Source organism: Vibrio sp. Vb0667 (assembly GCF_033391095.1).
In genome coordinates, this window is record NZ_JAWPOL010000001.1 from 333,575 (window position 1) to 354,188 (window position 20,614).

Here is a 20,614-nt window from a genome sequence, read left to right on the forward strand (position 1 = left end):
AAACGCCTATGACTCCAGATCAAAAATTCGCACGTTGGATCAAATATTCTTGCGTCGCGTTTGTCCTTGTCTTTGCCTATTTTCTAGTTGCAGATCTCGCTATGCCGTTGACGCCTCAGGCAATGGCAACGCGTGTGGTAACTAAAGTGGCCCCCCGTGTGAGTGGGCAGATTACGCATCTTTATGTTGCCAACAACCAAGAAATAAGCCAAGGCGATCTACTATTTCAGATTGATCCCCAGCCTTATCAGCTCGCCGTAGAAAAGGCTCAGCTTAACCTCGAGCGTGTGATTCAAAACAACGAACAACTTGATGCTTCTATTGCTGCGGCAAAAGCAGACGTTGAAGCGAGCAAAATCGTGGCGGAACAAAAAGTTCGCGAAGCAAAACGTCTTAATACTCTGTTTCACCGTAATGGTACTTCGCAACAGCAGCGTGATGACGCACAGAGCAGTGCAACGGCAGCTAAAGCGAACTTACTGGCCGCACGTGCTCGTTTAAAAGAGTTGGAAGTAAACCGCGGTGATTTAGGCGCAACGAATGTGAATATCCGCGTGGCGCAAAACCAGCTAAAACAAGCGGAACTTAATCTGTCTTACACTCAAGTCTCGGCGGAACATGATGGCGTTGTCGCTAACTTGCAGCTGGAGACGGGGGCCTATGCGGCAGCTGGTACACCTCTTGTCGCTTTAGTCTCCGATGACGTGGATATCATTGCCGACTTTCGTGAAAAGAGTTTACGACACTTTAATCAGAACAGCCGTGCGTTAGTGGCTTTTGATAGCTTACCTGGTGATGTATTTGAAGCTCGTATTACGAGTGTGGATGCCGGGGTCAGCTCAGGTCAATTCGATGCGGACGGTCGCTTAGCAACACCAACTGACTCAAACCGTTGGGTGAGAGACGCGCAGCGCTTACGTTTACATTTAGCTATCGATGAACCTCAGCAGCGCGCATTTCCAGCAGGGGCACGAGCAACCGTGCAGTTGTTGCCAGAAAACTCATTATCTGGTTGGTTAGCGAGGTGCCAGATCCAATTCTTGAGTCTTCTTCATTATATTTATTAACGAGGAGGCGATATGAAGTTATGGGACCACCCCATGTCGGAAAACGACTTCCGTCAGTGTTTGCGCATTGCAACTGGTGCGACCATTGGTTTCACTTTATGTAAAGTATTTGGTTGGAACTATGGCGTATTCTTTACTGTAACCCCGATGCTGTTACTTGGAATGGTGCCAGTCATGAGTCTACATGCCGCACGACAACTGATTTTTTCAGCGGTTGTGTGTGGATTAGAAGTTGGTGTGCTTGGTGGGTTATTTGGTGGGCACCCAGGCATGATGACAATCATTGCATTCGGGTTGTTCCTGTATAAATTCGCCTGTATGTCAAAAGGGAGCTTATTCTTATTTGGAGCGAACAGCGTACTGAGCTTAAGCATCATGCTGCACTTTGCGAGTTATCCAACCACTGACTTAAATGACCTAATCTTTAGCAATCTGCAAGCGAATGTTATTTCAGTTATCGTTGCTTATGTGGTGACATTTTTGATTCCCGATGCGGAACCTCGTCAGCCACCAGCGAAACCGTCGCAGCCTAAACAGAGTCATCGCATGCGTCATGAAGCCCTTATGGGGGCGAGTATCGCTACAATGTCTTTCCTTGTATTCCAGCTATTTGACCTCAGTGACTCTATGTCTGCTCAGGCGACAACCTTACTTTTATTGTTTCCTATGCATTGGAACGGTGCTTTAGGGTATGCGCGAAAAAGAGCAATGGGGACCTTGATGGGGGTGACCTTTGGTATCGTCGGACAACTTGTATTATACGATTGGTCGGATACCTTATTGTTTATCGTCCCATTGCTTTGGATTGGGGCTATGATGTTCAGCTATATGCACGTGAAAGAGTCTAGCGGTTCGGGAGCCGGATTTGGCGGCTTAACCACATTAGGCATTTTGTTCGGCCAATATCTTACTCCGGATGGTGACTTAATGTTCAGTGCGCTGTATCGCGTGAGCAGTATTTTGTTTGCTATTGTTGCGACGCTGCTTGTGACCTATACGGTTCACAGAATACTCAACAGCTTTGAGGCGACGCGCTTTAGCGAGCAGTAAGTTCAGACGTTACTGGTTAGAAAGGATTGCTCCAGTAACTCTGTTTTTAGTTCGTGAGTCATCTCAATGGAACTAGCAAACTTAATTCCAACTACCCATCCCTTCGCCAATTTCTTAATGTTGGCAATGACACATCGATTTTCTTCTCCGATATAGTGGCTTAACGGGCATTCGATGGTAACACTCTCACCCACGTTGAATTCGGGCTCAATCCAGGTTGATATACCAACACCTGCTAGAGAGAAATCGATAAGGCTACCGTCGTAGACATTCCCTGCATGAATAACGTTACAGTCCATTTGCAACTTGTAACGCTCATGTTCTCGAACTGGTTTGGTTGCAAATGTTCCTGGAATGCGGATAAACAAAAGGGGGGATGGTCGAACGGTCGTCGTCAGTACGCTGGACTTAAACGCAATGACATGGCCTAACTCCGTATCTGATACACCACGCACGATGACATCGGCGTTGGGGAGTTTCCTCATCACTTGCTCTTCAAGCAAACGCATTGGTATATCAAGAATCAAATAAGCATTTTCTTTCATCCCAAGATAGGTGGTGGAATACGTATATTGATCCTTAGGCCCAAATTCGAAATTAGTAGAAAGTTTCATTCCCGGTTTGAGAAACCTATGCAGTTCATCTTTACTATGAGTGGCTGGCATCACATTGGCGTTTTAATTTTTAGTTAAGCTGAGGCTATCAAAACGCCATTTTGTTATTCAAGATAGTAAGGCATAAGTTTTTGTAAAATCATCGCTATCTGTGAAGTGGTGGGCGATAAGTTTGGTTCATTCCACCTTTCATAAAGATTTGGCTTGCCACAATACTGCCGCATGTGACCAACATCAGCGCTAACCAAGTGAGAGAATCTGGTTGTTCACCAAAAATTGGAACGGCAAGAAGTGTCGCGACGACTGGAGTTAATGAACCAAAAGCAGCGCTGGCTTCGGCACCGATGATCCTAATTGCATAAATGAAAGTGAAAGAAGCGATTAAACCTGCGCCAACACCTTGTAGCATCGCGTGGCCAAATAACTCCTCCCATGGCCACTGGCTGAACGGTGTTACCACCAAATAACTGTCTACCCACCCGAAACCAACGGCGATGATGAGCAGAGCCAAAGACGCGATTGCAACGAATCCTGCACAGACGTGTGCATTAAGATTGGCGACACGAGCGCTGATGGTGAAAGCAGCCCACATGATGCTGCCAGTTAGAAACAGGATATGCCCTTGCAACTGAGACCAGTTGTACTCTGCGCCGCTATTCGAAAGAAGAAAAACAAAAATGCCTAACAACACCGTAGAAAGCCCGATTAAGCGGTGAGCACTCAGCGACTGTTGATAACAAAGTACCGCGATAGCAGAAACAAACAATGGCAAAGTGCCAGGTACTAATGCACTGCCGTGCGCCACGGGAGCGAAATGCATAGCCGTTCCGACGACCAGAAGATAGGGAAGGCCGCTTCCAACCACAACACCAACCAGGTAGCGTTTAGGCACTACGCGCAGCGACTGTTTATGCTTAATCACAAATGGTAATAAAATTATACTTGGGATTAGAAAGCGAACTAACGCGATATCGGCTGGCTGCAAGGCAGAAATTGCGCCCCCTTTTAAAGAAATAAAGAAACCAGACCAAAGCAGTAAGGTCGTTAATATAGCTGCGTATCCCAAGATCATTATCGACATGTCCATTTGTAAATGATGTGTTAATTGTTGAATAAAACTCTTGCCAAAGGGAGGCAAAGTTTGACGTAATTAGGCTTGATGTTGGTGATAAATTGCGTATAAGTGTTAATTGTTGGTGATTAAAGGCACGGAAGAATAAATGGATAAAATTGACAGGCAACTTATCAACCTAATGCAGAAGGATGCCACTCTGACAACGGCAGAACTTGCTGACCAAGTAGGGCTATCGGCATCACCTTGTGCAAGACGCATTAAGCGTTTGGAGCAGGAAGGTGTAATAAGTGGTTATCGAGCTATTGTGTCCAGAGACACTGTAGGCATCGCGATGACTGTATTTGTTGAAGTGAGTTTAAATAACCACCAAGCTTCTTCGATTGATGAGTTTGAACATGCCGTTGTTGAGATGGATGAAGTGATCTCATGCCATGTCGTATCAGGGGCCTATGATTACCTGTTAGAGGTGGTCAGTAAAGATCTCGCTGGTTATGAAACATTTACTAGAAAGTTACAGCGATTAGAAAATGTGAAAGATATTCATACCCACCTGGCGATTAGACAAGTGAAAGGAAATGGCAGTTTACCCATTTATGCATAAGAAAGATGAAATTTTTCGATAGACTTAAGATTGCCCACTATCATCGAAAGCGATATAGACAGTTTGGTAAAGACAGAGCCCGAACTCTGGGATGGGCAGATAAGTATAGTCAGATCAGCCGTTTTGAGGCGTTGTGCCGAGGGTTAACGTTAGACGGTTCAAGTATTTTAGATATTGGGTGCGGCTACGGAGACTTGTTAGCGTTTATCGAACTTACGGGGGGGCTTCCTCAAAGCTATATTGGCATTGATCAGCAAAAACAGTTTATCTCTGAAGCCAGAAAACGAGATTTTCGTACGCAAAGTAAGTTTATATGTGGCGACTTTTCAACGTTGGTATTGCCTCGTTGCGACTTTGTTTTTGCTTCCGGATCATTGAACTATCAATCCACCAACCCAAATCATACCATTGAAATGATTGATAAAATGTACCGAGCGACAGAGAAAGGTTGTGTGTTTAACTTGTTGGATGAATCCAAACTACCCAGCATGAAAATGTTAGCGTCGCACAATAAAGAAGGTGTCTTTCGCTATTGTCGGTTGCTGTGTCCGAATACACGATTGATTGAGGGGTACTCCGAGCACGACTTTACGATTGCCATGATCAAAAAAGCGGGGTCCGTTTCCTGACTCCGCTTTATAAATTCTTAAGCCTTATTGGTTTTTGTATTGTGAGATTTCACAGTTACCTGTGTATCTATCAACCTTGAATGAGAACGCGGCTGAATGGTATTCCCTCCCATCACTCCATATTGTTTCTCCGAAGATTTTACAAAGATCCAAATCACTGATTGAACCGAACTCTTTTACGTGCCTAACTACTGACAAAAACTTGGCTTTGGTAGCATTAGGACATTCCCTGTTACTTAATCGATTGATAACCATGTTTGTAGCATCATCTCCAGCCAAATGTGACTTTTTATTAAATTTTATTAATGGCTAAACTAACCAAAAAATGTCCATAAGTAAAGCATTAATGTGACGTATGTCTCTATAAATTGATTGTCTTGGTCATGGTTTAGTCAAGTTTGTCAAAGGGAACAATCCCATTATTTACATTTGATATCATTCACGACTAAGGAAAGATAAAAAGCACGAATAACGTCCAATATTGGAGTGAAAAACCAACATCGTCTATTCAAAACTGGCTCTGTTTTTACTTCGAAACATCTTGAGCGTATTGAAGCGCTCGAGCTTCTTTATCATAGACTTGTGACAGAGTTTGATATTGTGAAGAGAGGCGCTTGTAATCTTCAGCAAGTTCCAAAGCGTTGGTGTTATACCATTCCGCAGTTATTTGATTGACGGTTTTGTTTGACTCGCGGCACTTTTGGGCCAGGATCTCCCACCCATTAGCTGACCATTGGGATTGTGTGCTCAATTTAAGCAGTTGATTCGCTTTAGTTGTGAGCTCTTCTTTGTATTGAATCGATGCTTTTAATTGCGCTTTGAACACATTTTGGTTCGACTTGGCACGCCAAAGTAGCACGAGCTCATGCAGTGAAAAGGTTTCGGACAATAACTGACGCTGTTTATGTTCGGTTAAAAGTGTATTGAATACCTCAACATGCTGATTGTAATTGGACTCTAAACGATTGAATTGGGTAAGATTGTCATTCCACGACGATGGGTTACATTGAATATTGGCGTGCCCCGTTATCGGGAACAGAAGAAATAGTAGTATCCAATTGAGTCTGTTGATCATTATTGCTCGCGTTAGTTGACCTGCTCTTTTGAGTATATACCCAAATTTCTACGACATGCGTGCTGCTGGTGGGATAAGAATAAAGAATGAAAAGGAAAAGGGCATGAAGAAAATTCTCGTCGCATTGATTGTCATGCTGTTGCTCGGCGGAGCGGGGGCTGGATACTATTTCTTCTTTATGCAGAAAGATGAACCTGAAGCACCAAAGGCTACACAAGTCGAGCAATCGTCACTGCAAAAAGAAACATCCAAACCGATTCTGGATTTAGAAGCCGCTCCCCCGGAAGTTACCGAGTACTACGTTATTGAGCGTCGTGTCAATGTTTACAACAAGCCTAACCTTAATGCTTTAGTTGTCGATACGCTCTATAAGGGAGAAAAAGTATCGGTGTTAGAAAAAGTAGATGGGTGGTACCGAATCTCCGGCTATCTTGTCTATGAAGAGGGTGGAGAAGAAAAAGCCGAATGGTTGAATGCTGAAGGGTTATCGGATGCAGAGCCAGTTATTAAAGAGCAAGAGCGCTTAGAGATATTGGATGAATACCTACAGAAGTCGGATGATTTAAAAGTTCACTTGGATATTTTCCGTAAGAAAACACAGCAATTGTTAGACGATGAAACCTGTGATCCGAGTGATTTTGAGGAGCTCGGGGGTTGGGTGCGTTCTGTGACGTTCAAAAAGCGCAACGTTTACTTCATCTATTGTGGCGGTTTGGAGCAAGAGAATAAGATCTACTTAGATGTTGATAAGGGCGATATTTTTTATCGATAACTCACCACCAATTACACTCGTTCTCTAAAGACGTTTTGATAAATGCAATAACGATGCAAACCTGAAATCAGAGATTTATAACTTTTTAGTTGTGAACCATAATCAATAGGAATACTATCAACGAGTCAAGTGACCTAACTTGGCTCTTTGTGTTTTTAGTGAGTTCCTATGCCTTGGATTTACCTTAGAAAGTTGATTTTGCTGCTATTTGCAATGGTATTGCTACCAGTGCATGTATCTGCTGCGCAAATCGACCACAAGGCTCACGTACCGCACTTTTCTAAGCTACAACCTTTTGTAGCCGTAAGTGTATCGCCAAACTCTTCCGTCGATTTTTCTGAAGTTTCAGAAGAAAGCTCTCAATCTCCAGTATCTGAAGGCCATGCAAGTCTCGATTCCGTTGCTTTGTTTAACTCTCAGCGCTGGACGTCTTACTTACGGGAAGGGCTTGATGACGAGCACGTAGATTTTGTCGGCGATCTCACTACTCCGTTTTACGCTGATGCGGGTTACGCATACAGCTTGATGGACATTAACTGGCGTCACAACCAGTCCACATTTTATCATTTCACAAGCGATCATCGCATTTCTGGTTGGAAAGAGACCAATGCCATGTACGTCGCACTCAATAGTCAGTTCTCTGCCTAAACACCATCTATTTGCACCATTGTGCACTCTTAACACGACGATTGTATTCGACAGGACGTGAGCGTTCTGAGCATTTCATACCCTGAATTTATTCTGGGAGCATCTGTCGTGTGTTAAGCCTTGTTATTAAAAGCTTCACTTCATCGTGAAGGGATGATGTTTACATGAAAAAAACACCAAAGCAGCAAAAGAACAGAAAGCTGATGAATCACTACTCAGCTTGGAAATATGTCGTATTAATCACGACGGTCATTATCTTAACTTTAAGTGCGATCCCAACTTGGTTTGGCGAACAGCCTTCTATTCAGTTGACGTTTGCGGATCAAAACAACAGTGAAATGTCGGTTGTTCATCTGAATCAACTGCTAAAAACCAACCATATTTCAGCCGACAAAATCATCGAAAAAGACGGCAAAACAACCATTGTATTCGATGGTGAAGATGCGCAAAGTAAAGCTCGTGCGTTGTTAAACAAAGAGCTAAATAAAGACGACAGCATCACTTTCTCATACGTATCGGTTGCGCCAGAATGGTTGAATGAGATGGGCTTTAGCCCAATTAAACTCGGTCTTGACCTTCGTGGTGGCGTTCAGTTCTTGTTGAATGTTGATGTGAATAAAGCGTTTGAAGAGCAACGTGATGCGTTGATTGATGAAATCAAAGCGAATTTACGTGATCAACGTGTCCGTGGTGTGCAAGTTCGAGCAGAAAGCGGCAACCGAATTACGGTAAACAGTGACAGCGAGCAAGCATTGTCGGAAGTGAACAAGTTCTTGCGTCAAAATTACCCTGGCTGGATTTCAAAAAGTTCATCTCGTGGCTTTGTGCTTGAACCGAGTGAACAAAATATCCAAGAATTTCAATCGTCGACTCTTCAACAAAACCTGAAGATCATGCGTGGTCGTATTGAAGAACTTGGTATCACAGAAGCACTAGTGCAACGCCAAGGTAAAGAGAGCATTCGAATTGAACTCCCTGGTGTACAAGATCCTGCTCAAGCGAAAAACGTTATTGGTGCAACAGCAAGCTTGGCGTTTTATGAAGTGAAAGATGCGAGCCAAGCACACAGCAGCCAAGATCTTGTTCTTCAAGACAATGACGGTCGTACGGTGATTTTGGCAAAACGACCAGTCCTAACGGGTGAGCACATCGTAAACGCTCGTGCTGGTGTCGACAAAATGGGTATGTCAGAAGTAAATATTTCTCTTGACCACGCTGGTGGTAAGAAAATGAGCGACTTCTCAGCAACTCACATCGGCAAGCCAATGGCGACCGTTTACCGAGAGTACAAAACAAACGATCGCGGTGTAACCGAGCGTAGTGAGCGCGTTATCAGCGTCGCGACTATTCAATCTCAACTTGGTAGCCAGTTCCGTATTACCGGAGCAGGTAGCATGGACGATGCGCAGCAGTTAGCGCTATTGCTTCGCGCGGGCTCACTAACTGCGCCGGTTACTATTGTGGAAGAGCGTACTATCGGTGCTTCTCTGGGTGCAGAAAACATTGAAAACGGTTTTGCAGCACTGGCTTTAGGTATGGGTTTAACACTGACCTTTATGGCACTTTGGTACCGCCGCTTAGGTTGGGTAGCGAACGTGGCGCTTTGTGCCAACATGCTTTGTTTGCTTGGCCTAATTGCTTTGTTACCAGGCGCTGTGTTAACGCTTCCTGGCATTGCAGGCTTAGTGTTAACCGTCGGTATGGCAGTGGACACCAACGTTATTATTTTCGAACGTATTAAGGACAAAATGCGCGAAGGCCGCAGCTTCGCTCAAGCAATTGATCTAGGCTTTGACAGCGCATTCTCGACCATCCTTGATGCCAACATTACTACCATGATCACCGCCGTGATTTTGTACGCCATCGGTAATGGCCCAATCCAAGGCTTTGCCTTAACACTCGGATTAGGTTTGTTAACCAGTATGTTTACAGGCGTATTTGCCTCTCGAGCAATGATCAATTTAATTTGGGGCCGCGATGCCCGTCGTGATGTGAGGGTTTAATCATGGTCGAAATGCTAAAACAAAATATTCGTAAAATTCGCTACTTTACTACGCTAGTTTCCATCATTTTAACGGTGATCGCGATCGTCGCTCTAGGCTTTAAAGGGTTGAACCTAGGTTTGGACTTCACTGGTGGTATGGTGACAGAAGTAAAGGTAGATAAGCAGCTAACTAACCATGATCTGCTTGACGTTCTGCAACCAAAGCTTGGTGAATCTGCGTCAGTGACACGCTCTGGTGAAGATGGCCGTTGGGTGATTCGTTACTCTGCGCCGGAAGATGGACAAACGTTGCCAAGTGTAGAAGAGGTGTTGAAGCCAATCTCTCACCAAGTTGATGTTGTCAGCAACAGTATAGTTGGCGCTCAAGTTGGCCAAGACTTGTTTGAACAAGGTGGCTTAGCATTGTTGATTTGTGTGTTGAGTATTCTCGGTTACTTGTGTTTCCGTTTTGAGTGGCGTTTAGCGAGTGGTTCACTGTTTGCTTTGGCCCATGATGTGATTTTAGTGCTTGGCTTCTTTGCAATTACTCAAATGGAGTTCAACTTAACCGTTTTTGCTGCTGTGCTGGCGATTTTAGGTTACTCATTGAATGACTCGATCATCATTGCAGACCGAATCCGTGAGCTGTTGATTGCGAAGCAGAGTTGGAAAACAGAAGACATCAATGACCAAGCTGTTATCGCGACGTTTTCACGCACTATGGTGACATCTGGTACGACATTGATCACTGTTGGTGCATTATGGATTATGGGAGGAGCGCCTTTGGCTGGTTTCTCAACCGCCATGTTTATTGGCGTTCTGTCGGGGACATGGTCTTCGATTTCGATTGGTACTGTGCTGCCTGAGTGGTTGAAACTGGAGCCGAAACATTATCTTCCAGTTGAGATCGACGCTGCGCCGTAGCATTATTTTTAAGGTAAAAGTGCTTGCGCCACTCATCTTGAGTGGCGCTTTTTTGTGCTTATTTCACGCGCATCAAGCGATGTTTCACAAGTCCCAAGTCGAACTCTAAGACTTGTGAGCGCTTCATTGCTTCGACTTTATTCAACATTGGCTCTTGGTAGCCTTTCTTCTTCATCCACTGAAGAGGTACAGAGAAAGCATCTTCATTAACGACATAAGACTCGCCTTTATGCTCACCGCTATAGACGTTCACAACCCAAACTCGGGCTTGAAAGTCCAATACTTCACCCATGACTTTAGCTATTTTATTCAGAATATTTTTCATTGTTTCCAGTTTGCCTTAGCTTAGTAGCAACCAGACACCAACTCCCATCATTAAAGTGCCTGCGATACGGTTCATTAGACGTACATTCTTAGACTGACCTAATACGTGTTTCAACCCTTTACCACCAGTAGCGTACAGAGACATGCAAATGAACTCAAACAGTAAAATAATGGAGACAAGTATGATCAGTTGCGGTGCAAGCGCTGCGTTTTGGTCTATAAAAGGCGGTAAAAGAGAAATCATAAATGCCCAGCCTTTTGGGTTTGCGATTGCGGTAACGAAGCCTTGCATGATCAGTGCGATATTGTCACTCTTTGGTGTTTCTAAGTTGTCGACATTAATCGCAAGTTTCCCTCGCGACCGCCACATTTCAACTCCAAGATAGAGTAAATAACCGCCACCAATGAACTTTAACGCGATAAACATCCAAGGATAATTGAGCATAATCGCAGCGATACCTAACACCGCAGAGACTGACACCAGCGCGACACCGAGAAGTTCTCCTATCATCATCCATAACGTGCGACGATAACCGATACTCATACCTAACGTTAGGGCGAGAGTCATGCACATACCAGGCGTGATTGAGACAAAAAAGAAAGTAGGGATGAACATACTGAGCAATGCAAGATTCATATCTGTTGATGATTTAGTGATTAAAGAGAAGCCACAAAGATAGTGCAAAGTGGAAAAGGATGCTACTACAAAGCGAACGATTACTTTCACTAGTAGCTAGTTGATGTTCTTCGAATATATAAATTTAAAATGAAATTATATTTTAATCTATGCGTCATAATAGTGCGTATTGCACCAGTATGAGACAAGCTCTTATATCATTTTTAGATTAAATATATTTAATTTATTATATTTTATCGGTATTAATCATCACTGTATTAAAATAATCGAATTGATAACTAAATTATCATTAAATGCAGTAATTAAATGATATGTTTGATAATTATTTTTACTGATAATTGAATTATTATTCTAATCTCAAGTTTGTTGTAATCATATAGGCTTAAAATTCAGATCTTAAATCATGACATAATGTAACGTCTACCATTCTGTATGTAAGTGCATGATATTTAATAATTATGTTTCTATTTCTGTTGGTGTGGCTTTTGTAGAAGTGTGATTTAAAACAATGACTTATGTAAAATTAACCATTTTATAACATTTCACGGGTAATGAGATCTAAATCAATCTTATGCAATTGGGTGAGTTTTTTATTTGAAATGTAATATTTCTAGGTTAACTTAAAATAAAGGCAGCACGGGATTGGTTGTCAAAAGAATAAATAAACACGTCAGTTGGTGAACTATTTCATCAGTGTATTAAGTTTGCTTTTAAAATGCCGTTAAGAATGGAGTCTTCAATGAAGAAAGTCGCTTTGATCACTGGATCAAAAGGCGGAATTGGTTCTGCTATTTCCTCTCAATTAGTTAATGACGGTTACCGTGTAATTGCTACATATTTCACAGGTAACTACGAATGTGCGCTGGAGTGGTTCAACAGCAAAGGGTTTACCAAAGATCAGGTTCGCCTTTTTGAGTTGGATGTAACAAACACGACAGAGTGTGCAGAGAAATTGGCGCAATTGCTTGGGGAGGAAGGAACCATTGATGTTGTTGTCAACAACGCAGGAATCACACGTGATGGCGTGTTTAAAAAGATGACTGCGCAAGCTTGGAATGATGTCATCAATACCAACCTCAATAGTTTATTCAACGTTACGCAACCCCTCTTTGCTGCAATGTGCGAAAAAGGCGGTGGTCGTGTCATCAATATCTCTTCAGTCAATGGTCTTAAAGGGCAGTTTGGTCAAGCAAACTACTCGGCGGCGAAAGCTGGGATGATCGGTTTCTCTAAAGCCTTAGCATACGAAGGTGCTCGCTCGGGTGTGACAGTTAATGTTATCGCTCCGGGTTACACGGGTACGCCAATGGTTGAGCAAATGAAGCCAGAAGTGCTGGAATCCATCACGAACCAAATTCCAATGAAACGTCTTGCGACACCAGAAGAAATTGCAGCATCAGTGAGCTTCTTGGTCAGCGATGCGGGCGCCTACATCACCGGAGAGACTTTGTCGGTGAACGGCGGCCTATACATGCACTAAGGAGAGAAGATGATGGAAAAAGTATTTATCGTAGCGGCGAAGCGTACTCCAATTGGTGCTTTTGGTGGCAGCCTGAAAAATACTTCTGCTGGCGATCTGGCAGCAGTAGCGATTAAAGGCGCGTTGGAAGCGGCAAAGTTGCCCGGCGACAAGGTTGACGAAGTGATTGTTGGCAACGTTGTTGGTGCAGGTCAAGGAATGGGTGTTGGCCGCCAAGCGGCACTGTTTGCGGGGGTTCCTGAATCTGTTCCTGCATATGGCGTAAACATGGTTTGCGGTAGTGGCATGAAAACGGTCATGGATGCCGTGTCCCATATCCGTAGTGGCGATGCTGAGATCGTTGTTGCAGCGGGTGTTGAAGTCATGTCTCAGATTCCGTTTGCCGCACCAAGCAGCATTCGTGATGGCAACAAAATGGGCAATCTGGAGCTAAAAGATCTGCTCGTAGCGGACGGTTTAACCGATGTTTACAACCAATATCACATGGGTGTGACGGCAGAAAACGTAGCAAAACAAATCGGCTTAACTCGCCAGCAGCAAGACGAATACGCGCTGTCTAGCCAACAGAAAGCGGTAGCCGCTATCGAAGCTGGCAAATTTCAAGACGAAATTGTGCCAGTGGAAGTAAAGCAACGCCGTGAAACCGTGATGTTTGATACGGATGAATACCCAAAAGCGAACGCGACAATGGAAGCCTTAAGCAAGCTACGTCCTGCTTTTGACCGCGAAGGCACTGTGACTGCGGGTAATGCATCAGGTATTAACGATGGCGCGAGTGCGATTATCGTGGCGTCTGAAAGCGCAGTTAAAGCGCATGGATTAACGCCGCTTGTTGAGATCGTAAGCTACGCGCAATCGGGTCTTGATCCGAAGATCATGGGCCTAGGTCCTGTTGAGTCCGTCAATAAAGCACTCGCAAAAGCGGAACTCAGTGTACACGACATCGACGTTTACGAGTTAAACGAAGCATTTGCAGCGCAAGCACTTGGCGTGATTCATCAGTTGGCGGAAACAAACCAAGTTCCAGTTAACGCGATTCAAGATAAAGCGAACTTTAACGGTGGTGCTATCGCGCTAGGACACCCGCTTGGTGCTTCTGGCAACCGAATCTTAGTCACGCTGGTTCACGAGCTTCATAAGCAAAATGGTCAATATGGCGTTGCTTCACTTTGTGTGGGCGGCGGCATGGGCACGGCTGTGGTTGTAAAGACAGTTAGGTAATTATTTAAACGGACATTTTTAATTCTTTCTCTAGGAGACAAACCATGTACACAGATTTCTTCAAAACATTTAGCGATCAAACTGAAAAAAATCTAGAACCTTACTTGAAGTTCAACAAGCTAGTGACAAAAAACGTAGAAGTGTTGACCGAGCTTCAATTGAACGCCATTCGCACATACAGTGAAGTGGGTCTAAACCAGATGAAAGCAGCGACAGAAATCAAAGACGTAACGTCATTGACTGCTTTCAACAGTCAGCAACTAAGCGTACTTACTAAACTTTCTCAACAAATGATGGATGACAGCAACAAGCTTCAAGCGATTGCAAAAGAGTTCAAAGAAGACGTTGAGAAAATGACTTCGGAAAATCTAAAGACTGTTACTCCAGCGTAATTTGTCCGATTCTCGCCGCCCCTAGATTTGGGCGGCGTTGTTTTTTCCGAATATAGGAGTAAGACTATGTTTCAACACTTCTTTTCGGACTATCTTGTGAAGCTTCAGGAAACCAATCATCAGTGGTGGCATGATTTCGAAGTGAACAAGGCAGTCGTGAACTCTCCTTTAAACAAGGCCATGCAAGAAGTGAACTTTGAGGATACTGCCAAACTGTTCGAACAAGCTGCGAATCAGCCTGCTGCGATTTTAAAGCTGCAAGCACAGTGGTGGGAACAGCAGCTGCAAATTTGGCAGAATGTTGCATTGGCAGGGAACCAAGCACAAATCGTCGAAGCTGAAAAAGGGGATAAGCGTTTCTCAAACGAAGCGTGGCAAAATGAAGCCATGTATAGCTTCATCAAACAATCCTACCTTTTATTTAGTAAGACCTATCTGGACACCATCGAGTCTTTGGAAGGCTTAGATGAAAAGACGAAAGAACGTATTATTTTTTTCTCTCGCCAAGCCATTAACGCCCTTTCTCCTTCCAACTTCATCGCCACTAACCCAGAGCTTTTGAAGCTGACACTTGAGCAAAACGGTCAAAACTTACTGGCAGGCTTAGAGCAGTTGAAAGAAGACGTTGAGTCGAGCGCAGACATTTTAAAAATTCGTATGACGAATAACAATGCATTCCGCGTGGGAGATGACGTTGCGACGACACAGGGCAATGTGGTTTTTCAAAACGAATTGTTTGAGTTGATTCAATATCGACCTCTAACAGAGAAAGTGAATGCGACGCCGCTGCTCATCGTCCCACCTTTCATCAATAAATACTACATCCTTGATTTAACAGCAAAGAACTCAATGGTTCGATGGTTGTTAGAGCAGGGGCACAGTGTATTTATGATGTCTTGGCGTAACCCAGGCAAGGCACAAGCGCACATAGAGTTTGGTGACTACGTGACAGAAGGCGTGGTGAAAGCCGTCGCTGCAATTGAAGATATAACAGGACAAGAGCAAATCAATGCGGCTGGTTATTGTATTGGTGGTACTGTTTTAGCAAGCACGGTTGCGTACTACGCTGCAAAACGTATGAAGAAGCGCATTAAGTCTGCCACTTTCTTCACCACGTTGCTCGACTTCTCTCAACCAGGTGAAGTCGGCGCGTATATCAATGACACCATTGTTAGTGCAATTGAAGCGCAAAATAACGCAAAAGGGTATATGGACGGCCGTTCCTTAAGCGTGACGTTTAGTTTACTGCGTGAAAACAGCTTGTACTGGAACTACTACGTAGACAACTACTTGAAAGGCAATAGCCCAGTCGATTTTGACTTGTTGTACTGGAATAGTGACAGCACCAACGTCAGCGCTGCATCTCACAATTTCTTGCTTCGCGAGCTCTATTTAGAGAACAAGCTGGTGCAAGATAAAGGCGTCAAAATTGGTGGAGTATGGATTGATCTAAATAAGATCAAAATTCCTAGCTATTTTGTGTCAACGAAAGAAGACCACATTGCGTTATGGCAGGGAACTTACCGTGGTGCGCTGAACACGGGTGGTAACAAAACGTTTGTCCTCGGTGAGTCTGGTCATATTGCGGGCATCGTGAACCCTCCAGCTAAAAATAAGTATGGTTATTGGTTGAACGATAATTTGGATGACTCTGCTGATGAGTGGTTGAATAACGCGGAACACAAAGAGGGATCGTGGTGGACACACTGGAACGAGTGGTTACTCCAATTCAACCCTAAAGAGCAAGTTGAGCCTTTCCCTATTGGCTCAGAAAACCATCCGGTTATTGATGAAGCGCCAGGACAATACGTCAAACAGGTTCTGCCAGTAAAAGAATCTTAAACAACTCCCTATAGCAGTAAATCTTAGCGGCCTTTATGGTCGCTTTTTTTATGTATGATTGCTTGTTTATTGTTGGCAAGTACCATTGAGCAATAAATAAAAAGCGCCGAGCATTTGCTCGGCGCTCAGTGTCAACAAATAGGCTAGTTGACGAGTAGAGATGCGTTACGTTACACCTCTTTATCCTTACCAAATGACAGCAGCCAGAGAGAGATTGCTGCTACCGCCACAAAGCCGGAAAGAATAATCACTGGCATAGCACTGTAGCCAAGGATATGCCAAATTACAGATTCTAATGTACTCATGGTAAGTCTCCTTAGTGCCAGCCTTCAACGCCGCTCATGTCTGGTAGTTTGTGCGCAATACCTTTGTGACAGTCTACACATGTTTTCTCGCCTGAAGCTAGAGCGGTGGAGTGTTGTTCTGCCGCACGTGATCCTTGCTGAGAGTAATCCATGAAATCAAACTCATGACAGTTACGACATTCAAGAGAGTCATTCTTTTTCATACGTGCCCACTCTCGCTCTGCGAGGTGTCCACGACGCTCTTGGAACTTCTCTGGCGTATCGATCGTCTTCGTTACGAAGTGTGCAAATAGCTCTTTAGATGCCTGTACTTTACGAACGATCTTATCCGTCCATTCATGAGGAACGTGACAGTCTGAACAAATCGCACGAACACCAGATCGGTTGGAGTAGTGAATTGTTTCTTGAATTTCAGCAACGATCGGCGCGTGACAGCCAGAACAGAATTCTTCTGTGTTGGTTGCTTCCATACCTGTGTTGAATGCGCCCCAAAATAGAAGGCCACCAGCGAAGCCTAGAAATAAAACCACACCAGCGGCAGCTTTACTCGGGCTCGACAGTCTCTTCCAAAACGCTTTAAGTATTTTCATAAGTAACCTCTTAGTACTCGCGTTTCAATTACTGAAGCGAATCGACTGCCTTAAACTCGTTTTCCACTAGTGGTTTTGCATCCGTTTGTGGAACGTGACATTGCAAACAGAAGTAACGACGAGGAGACATATCTGCCAGTACCGCATCTTCTCTGTTTACATAGTGCGTTACGCTAATTTTAGTCGCACCTGACTCTTTTGCATTTTTCCAGCTATGGCATGCAAGACACTTGTTAGCATTTAACGAAATTTCGTAGTGACGAATGCTGTGTGGGATCAACGGTGGTTGATAAACATAGCTGTCTTCAACGATTTGATCTTTAGGGAAGTCTTTGAACTCGTCTGCTGGACGCGTATCTTCCAATTGAGACATTCCACGTAAAGATTCTAGACCACCAATACCACCAGGATTATCCAACTCAGCTTGCGCAATGCCTGTCACTAACGCACCTACAGATAAAACTGCGACAAGTAATTTTTTCATCATTTCATCTCCGCCTTTGTGGCTTAAATTCTTTATTAGGCCGCCATAATGACGGCCGTAGCATTCAGTATCTGAAGGTTAAGCAATCTTAGTGATTTTGACTGGGCACTTCTTAAAGTCTGTCTGTTTAGACAGTGGATCAGTCGCATCTAGGATAAGCTTGTTAATCAAAATACGTGCATCAAAGAACGGTACGAATACCAAACCTTTTGGCGGACGGTTACGACCGCGAGTTTCAACACGAACGCGTACTTCACCGCGTTTGTTTGCCATGAGTACTTCTTCACCACGACGAACATTGCGTGCTTTTGCGTCTTCTGGGTGCATGTAACACACTGCGTCTGGTACTGCTTTGTATAATTCAGGTACACGACGAGTCATGGTGCCTGTGTGCCAATGTTCAAGAACACGACCAGTACATAACCACATATCAAATTCATCGTTCGGTACTTCTGGTGGCGCTTCGTATGGCGCGGAAATGATCTTCGCTTTGCCGTCAGCATTGCCGTAGAAGTCCCAACCAGAACCTTCTTTCGCGTATGGGTCTGAACCTTCTTTAAAGCGCCACTGTGTTTCTTTACCATCAACAACAGGCCAACGTAGACCACGTACTTGGTGGTAGCGGTCGTATGGAGCCAAATCATGCCCGTGACCACGGCCAAATGTTGCGTATTCCTCAAACAGACCTTTTTGAACATAGAAACCGAAGTGGTGAGCATCGTCATTCAGTTCACGAGCTTCTTCGATAGGGAATTTGTCGACGTTACCATTGCGGTAAAGTACGTCGTACATTGTTTTACCACGGTATTGAGGCGCTTTCGCTAGAAGCTCTTCAGGCCACACTTCTTCCATTTTGAAGCGTTTCGAGAACTCCATTAGCTGCCAAAGGTCGGATTTTGCTTGACCGACTGTGCCCACTTGTTGGTACCAAGCTTGGGTACGACGCTCTGCGTTACCGTAAGCACCTTCTTTTTCAATCCACATTGCGGTAGGAAGAATAAGGTCTGCTGCTTGTGCTGTTGCTGTCGGGTATGGGTCAGACACAACGATGAAGTTTTCTGGGTTGCGGTAACCTGGAAGACGCTCTGTGTTGATGTTTGGACCGGCTTGCATGTTGTTGTTACATTGAACCCAGTAACAGTTCAGAACGCCGTCATTCAGCATACGGTCTTGCAATACGGCGTGGAAGCCAGGTTTTGGTGGAATCGTACCTTCTGGCAGTTTCCAGATGTCTTCTGCAATCTTACGGTGTTTAGGGTTAGCAACCACCATGTCCGCTGGTAGGCGGTGAGCAAACGTACCAACCTCACGAGCGGTACCACATGCTGATGGTTGGCCCGTTAGTGAGAATGGGCTGTTCCCCGGAGTCGAGATCTTACCGGTTAGTAGGTGGATGTTGTAAACCAAGTTATTCATCCATACACCACGAGTATGCTGGTTCATACCCATCGTCCATAGAGACATCACTTTCGTGTTTGGATCCGCGTATTGCTTCGCAAGCTCGATAAGCTTCTCTTTCTCAACACCAGAGATTTCAGATGCTTTTTCTACTGTGTATGGCGCTACTGATTTCTTGTACTCTTCGAATGAGATAGAAGTGAGTTTGCCAGAGTTCGGGTTCTTCGCTGCTTTTTGTAGCGGATCATCGTCACGTAGACCGTAGCCGATGTCAGTGTCTGCTTGAGTGAAGTTCGTGTGTTTGTTCACGAAGTCCCAGTTTACTGCATCGTTTTCGATGATGTAGTTTGCGATGAAGTTAGCAATTGCAAGGTCAGACTGAGGATTGAAAATGTAGCCGTGGTCTGCCAACTCAAATGAACGATGGTAGTAAGTAGAAAGCACGTTCACTTTAACGTGAGGGTGGCTTAGGCGGCGGTCAGTAATGCGAGTCCATAGAACCGGGTGCATCTCTGCCATGTTTGAGCCCCAAAGAACGAAAGCGTCTGCGTTCTCGAAGTCATCGTAACAACCCATTGGCTCATCGATACCGAATGCGCGCATGAAACCTACAACGGCAGAAGCCATACAGTGACGAGCGTTTGGATCAATGTTGTTTGATCGGAAGCCTGCTTTCATTAACTTTGACGCAGCGTAGCCTTCCATTACTGTCCATTGGCCTGAGCCAAACATACCTACGCTTGTTGGGCCTTTTTTCTCGAGGGAAGCTTTCCATTTCTCAGCCATGATGTCGAAAGCGTCATCCCAAGAGATAGGTGTAAATTCACCATCTTTGTGGAATTTGCCATCTTTCATTCGTAGCATCGGTTGAGTTAGACGGTCTTGACCGTACATGATCTTAGAAAGGAAGTAACCTTTGATGCAGTTCAGACCTTTGTTTACTGGTGCTTCTGGGTCACCCTGTGTTGCTACCACTTTGCCGTTTTGAGTGCCAACAAGAACAGAACAGCCTGTACCACAGAAACGACAAGGTGCTTTGTCCCATGTGATTTTGGTTTGATCAGAGCTTGCAATCAGGTTGGCTGCAGATGCTGGTAGTGTCACACCTGCGACAGCAGCAGCTGATGCAGCCGCGTTTGCTTTCACAAACGCACGTCTTGTCATTTTCATACTTCACCCTCGATTTGGGAATGTTGTGTTCCAGTGTCTTCTTCATCCGTTTCTTCAAGCCCAGTTTCGATTTGGTGATAAACCAATACCGTGCTTAAGACGTTCGGTAAATTATTAATGGCATCGATAGTGTCTGTGATGAAACCTTGGTTCTCAGTTTCAAGTACGACGATAATCTTGCCTTCAGGACTGTCACCATAGATTTCCGCATTTTCGTGTGCTTCTATCTTTTGTTTGATTTCGTCCAAATGTTCCGGCAGCACATGTACTACCAAACTTGAAATATGCACTTCATTTAGTGACATATAGCTCTCTCATTTATTTTTATTGCC

The 20,614-nt window shown here is 44.3% G+C and carries 22 protein-coding genes; 12 read left to right on the top strand and 10 right to left on the bottom strand.

Annotated elements, in window-relative coordinates; all coding sequences use genetic code 11:
- The first annotated feature begins 8 nt into the window (after nt 1-8).
- Nucleotides 9-1,067, top strand: a complete 1,059-nt coding sequence (locus R8269_RS01570; RefSeq protein ID WP_017635178.1) for an HlyD family secretion protein — start codon at nt 9-11, stop codon at nt 1,065-1,067.
- 12 nt (nt 1,068-1,079) lie between these two features.
- Complete coding sequence (locus R8269_RS01575) at nt 1,080-2,117, top strand: DUF2955 domain-containing protein (RefSeq protein WP_017635179.1); 1,038 nt, start codon at nt 1,080-1,082, stop codon at nt 2,115-2,117.
- Between the two features lie 2 nt (nt 2,118-2,119).
- Here R8269_RS01575 and R8269_RS01580 read toward each other — a convergent pair whose 3' ends face one another.
- Both R8269_RS01580 and R8269_RS01585 read right to left on the bottom strand, forming a co-directional pair.
- On the bottom strand, nt 2,120-2,782 hold the full coding sequence (locus R8269_RS01580; protein WP_213891466.1) for a flagellar brake protein: 663 nt from the start codon (nt 2,780-2,782) through the stop codon (nt 2,120-2,122).
- Nucleotides 2,783-2,876: 94 nt separating this feature from the next.
- Nucleotides 2,877-3,803 (bottom strand): DMT family transporter, encoded by a 927-nt coding sequence (locus R8269_RS01585; RefSeq protein ID WP_053307237.1) that lies wholly within the window; start codon nt 3,801-3,803, stop codon nt 2,877-2,879.
- 148 nt (nt 3,804-3,951) lie between these two features.
- Between R8269_RS01585 and R8269_RS01590 the strand changes: the two genes are divergently transcribed.
- Nucleotides 3,952-4,407 (top strand): Lrp/AsnC family transcriptional regulator, encoded by a 456-nt coding sequence (locus tag R8269_RS01590; protein ID WP_005373581.1) that lies wholly within the window; start codon nt 3,952-3,954, stop codon nt 4,405-4,407.
- 5 nt (nt 4,408-4,412) lie between these two features.
- Entirely contained in the window at nt 4,413-5,036 is a 624-nt protein-coding gene (locus R8269_RS01595) for a class I SAM-dependent methyltransferase (RefSeq protein WP_017635182.1), read from the top strand.
- A gap of 526 nt (nt 5,037-5,562) precedes the next feature.
- Here R8269_RS01595 and R8269_RS01605 read toward each other — a convergent pair.
- On the bottom strand, nt 5,563-6,111 hold the full coding sequence (locus R8269_RS01605; RefSeq protein WP_064354859.1) for a hypothetical protein: 549 nt from the start codon (nt 6,109-6,111) through the stop codon (nt 5,563-5,565).
- Nucleotides 6,112-6,214: 103 nt separating this feature from the next.
- Here R8269_RS01605 and R8269_RS01610 point away from each other — a divergent pair, with 103 nt between their 5' ends.
- From R8269_RS01610 to secF, 4 genes are all read left to right on the top strand, one after another.
- Nucleotides 6,215-6,883 carry an SH3 domain-containing protein gene (locus R8269_RS01610; protein WP_005373574.1) on the top strand — a complete coding sequence of 223 codons (669 nt, stop codon included), beginning with the start codon at nt 6,215-6,217 and terminating at the stop codon, nt 6,881-6,883.
- Between the two features lie 168 nt (nt 6,884-7,051).
- On the top strand, nt 7,052-7,531 hold the full coding sequence (locus tag R8269_RS01615; protein WP_005373572.1) for a hypothetical protein: 480 nt from the start codon (nt 7,052-7,054) through the stop codon (nt 7,529-7,531).
- A gap of 164 nt (nt 7,532-7,695) precedes the next feature.
- On the top strand, nt 7,696-9,534 hold the full coding sequence (gene secD / locus R8269_RS01620) for a protein translocase subunit SecD (RefSeq protein ID WP_005373570.1): 1,839 nt from the start codon (nt 7,696-7,698) through the stop codon (nt 9,532-9,534).
- Nucleotides 9,535-9,536: 2 nt separating this feature from the next.
- Nucleotides 9,537-10,439, top strand: coding sequence for a protein translocase subunit SecF (secF, locus tag R8269_RS01625; protein ID WP_005373567.1), 903 nt, complete (start codon nt 9,537-9,539; stop codon nt 10,437-10,439).
- Nucleotides 10,440-10,497: 58 nt separating this feature from the next.
- Here the strand turns inward: secF and R8269_RS01630 are convergent, their stop codons facing one another.
- Together R8269_RS01630 and R8269_RS01635 are read right to left on the bottom strand one after the other, a co-directional pair.
- On the bottom strand, nt 10,498-10,764 hold the full coding sequence (locus R8269_RS01630; RefSeq protein ID WP_005373566.1) for a hypothetical protein: 267 nt from the start codon (nt 10,762-10,764) through the stop codon (nt 10,498-10,500).
- Between the two features lie 15 nt (nt 10,765-10,779).
- Nucleotides 10,780-11,400 carry a LysE family translocator gene (locus tag R8269_RS01635; protein WP_021035942.1) on the bottom strand — a complete coding sequence of 207 codons (621 nt, stop codon included), beginning with the start codon at nt 11,398-11,400 and terminating at the stop codon, nt 10,780-10,782.
- 739 nt (nt 11,401-12,139) lie between these two features.
- On the opposite strand from R8269_RS01635, the gene R8269_RS01640 reads away from it, so the two are divergent.
- From R8269_RS01640 to phaC, 4 genes are all read left to right on the top strand, one after another.
- Entirely contained in the window at nt 12,140-12,880 is a 741-nt protein-coding gene (locus R8269_RS01640) for an SDR family oxidoreductase (protein WP_005373555.1), read from the top strand.
- 12 nt (nt 12,881-12,892) lie between these two features.
- Complete coding sequence (locus R8269_RS01645; RefSeq protein ID WP_318222444.1) at nt 12,893-14,101, top strand: acetyl-CoA C-acetyltransferase; 1,209 nt, start codon at nt 12,893-12,895, stop codon at nt 14,099-14,101.
- Nucleotides 14,102-14,145: 44 nt separating this feature from the next.
- Nucleotides 14,146-14,493 (top strand): phasin family protein, encoded by a 348-nt coding sequence (locus R8269_RS01650; protein WP_005373550.1) that lies wholly within the window; start codon nt 14,146-14,148, stop codon nt 14,491-14,493.
- Nucleotides 14,494-14,559: 66 nt separating this feature from the next.
- Complete coding sequence (phaC, locus tag R8269_RS01655) at nt 14,560-16,335, top strand: class I poly(R)-hydroxyalkanoic acid synthase (protein WP_017819891.1); 1,776 nt, start codon at nt 14,560-14,562, stop codon at nt 16,333-16,335.
- Between the two features lie 170 nt (nt 16,336-16,505).
- Here phaC and R8269_RS01660 read toward each other — a convergent pair whose 3' ends face one another.
- From R8269_RS01660 to R8269_RS01680, 5 genes are all read right to left on the bottom strand, one after another.
- Complete coding sequence (locus R8269_RS01660; RefSeq protein WP_005373546.1) at nt 16,506-16,640, bottom strand: TIGR02808 family protein; 135 nt, start codon at nt 16,638-16,640, stop codon at nt 16,506-16,508.
- Nucleotides 16,641-16,651: 11 nt separating this feature from the next.
- Complete coding sequence (locus R8269_RS01665; protein WP_005373542.1) at nt 16,652-17,230, bottom strand: NapC/NirT family cytochrome c; 579 nt, start codon at nt 17,228-17,230, stop codon at nt 16,652-16,654.
- 28 nt (nt 17,231-17,258) lie between these two features.
- Nucleotides 17,259-17,714, bottom strand: a complete 456-nt coding sequence (locus R8269_RS01670; RefSeq protein WP_005389061.1) for a nitrate reductase cytochrome c-type subunit — start codon at nt 17,712-17,714, stop codon at nt 17,259-17,261.
- A 78-nt stretch (nt 17,715-17,792) separates the two neighbouring features.
- Nucleotides 17,793-20,282 (bottom strand): periplasmic nitrate reductase subunit alpha, encoded by a 2,490-nt coding sequence (gene napA, locus R8269_RS01675; RefSeq protein WP_005389060.1) that lies wholly within the window; start codon nt 20,280-20,282, stop codon nt 17,793-17,795.
- Entirely contained in the window at nt 20,279-20,587 is a 309-nt protein-coding gene (locus tag R8269_RS01680) for a chaperone NapD (protein ID WP_005373535.1), read from the bottom strand. The genes napA and R8269_RS01680 overlap by 4 nt, the downstream gene beginning before the upstream one ends.
- Between the last annotated feature and the right edge of the window lie 27 nt (nt 20,588-20,614).

Excerpts from the sequence above, each read along its gene's own strand:
- R8269_RS01610 (WP_005373574.1), top strand. The coding sequence starts at position 6,215 with ATGAAGAAAATTCTCGTCGCATTGATTGTCATGCTGTTGCTCGGCGGA.
- secF (WP_005373567.1), top strand. The coding sequence starts at position 9,537 with ATGGTCGAAATGCTAAAACAAAATATTCGTAAAATTCGCTACTTTACT.
- R8269_RS01580 (WP_213891466.1), bottom strand. The coding sequence starts at position 2,782 with ATGCCAGCCACTCATAGTAAAGATGAACTGCATAGGTTTCTCAAACCG.
- R8269_RS01630 (WP_005373566.1), bottom strand. The coding sequence starts at position 10,764 with ATGAAAAATATTCTGAATAAAATAGCTAAAGTCATGGGTGAAGTATTG.
- R8269_RS01660 (WP_005373546.1), bottom strand. The coding sequence starts at position 16,640 with ATGAGTACATTAGAATCTGTAATTTGGCATATCCTTGGCTACAGTGCT.
- R8269_RS01650 (WP_005373550.1), top strand. The coding sequence starts at position 14,146 with ATGTACACAGATTTCTTCAAAACATTTAGCGATCAAACTGAAAAAAAT.
- R8269_RS01570 (WP_017635178.1), top strand. The coding sequence starts at position 9 with ATGACTCCAGATCAAAAATTCGCACGTTGGATCAAATATTCTTGCGTC.
- R8269_RS01615 (WP_005373572.1), top strand. The coding sequence starts at position 7,052 with ATGCCTTGGATTTACCTTAGAAAGTTGATTTTGCTGCTATTTGCAATG.
- R8269_RS01585 (WP_053307237.1), bottom strand. The coding sequence starts at position 3,803 with ATGATCTTGGGATACGCAGCTATATTAACGACCTTACTGCTTTGGTCT.
- phaC (WP_017819891.1), top strand. The coding sequence starts at position 14,560 with ATGTTTCAACACTTCTTTTCGGACTATCTTGTGAAGCTTCAGGAAACC.
- R8269_RS01665 (WP_005373542.1), bottom strand. The coding sequence starts at position 17,230 with ATGAAAATACTTAAAGCGTTTTGGAAGAGACTGTCGAGCCCGAGTAAA.
- R8269_RS01575 (WP_017635179.1), top strand. The coding sequence starts at position 1,080 with ATGAAGTTATGGGACCACCCCATGTCGGAAAACGACTTCCGTCAGTGT.
- R8269_RS01590 (WP_005373581.1), top strand. The coding sequence starts at position 3,952 with ATGGATAAAATTGACAGGCAACTTATCAACCTAATGCAGAAGGATGCC.
- R8269_RS01595 (WP_017635182.1), top strand. The coding sequence starts at position 4,413 with ATGAAATTTTTCGATAGACTTAAGATTGCCCACTATCATCGAAAGCGA.
- R8269_RS01645 (WP_318222444.1), top strand. The coding sequence starts at position 12,893 with ATGGAAAAAGTATTTATCGTAGCGGCGAAGCGTACTCCAATTGGTGCT.
- R8269_RS01605 (WP_064354859.1), bottom strand. The coding sequence starts at position 6,111 with ATGATCAACAGACTCAATTGGATACTACTATTTCTTCTGTTCCCGATA.
- R8269_RS01635 (WP_021035942.1), bottom strand. The coding sequence starts at position 11,400 with ATGAATCTTGCATTGCTCAGTATGTTCATCCCTACTTTCTTTTTTGTC.
- R8269_RS01670 (WP_005389061.1), bottom strand. The coding sequence starts at position 17,714 with ATGAAAAAATTACTTGTCGCAGTTTTATCTGTAGGTGCGTTAGTGACA.
- secD (WP_005373570.1), top strand. The coding sequence starts at position 7,696 with ATGAAAAAAACACCAAAGCAGCAAAAGAACAGAAAGCTGATGAATCAC.
- napA (WP_005389060.1), bottom strand. The coding sequence starts at position 20,282 with ATGAAAATGACAAGACGTGCGTTTGTGAAAGCAAACGCGGCTGCATCA.
- R8269_RS01640 (WP_005373555.1), top strand. The coding sequence starts at position 12,140 with ATGAAGAAAGTCGCTTTGATCACTGGATCAAAAGGCGGAATTGGTTCT.
- R8269_RS01680 (WP_005373535.1), bottom strand. The coding sequence starts at position 20,587 with ATGTCACTAAATGAAGTGCATATTTCAAGTTTGGTAGTACATGTGCTG.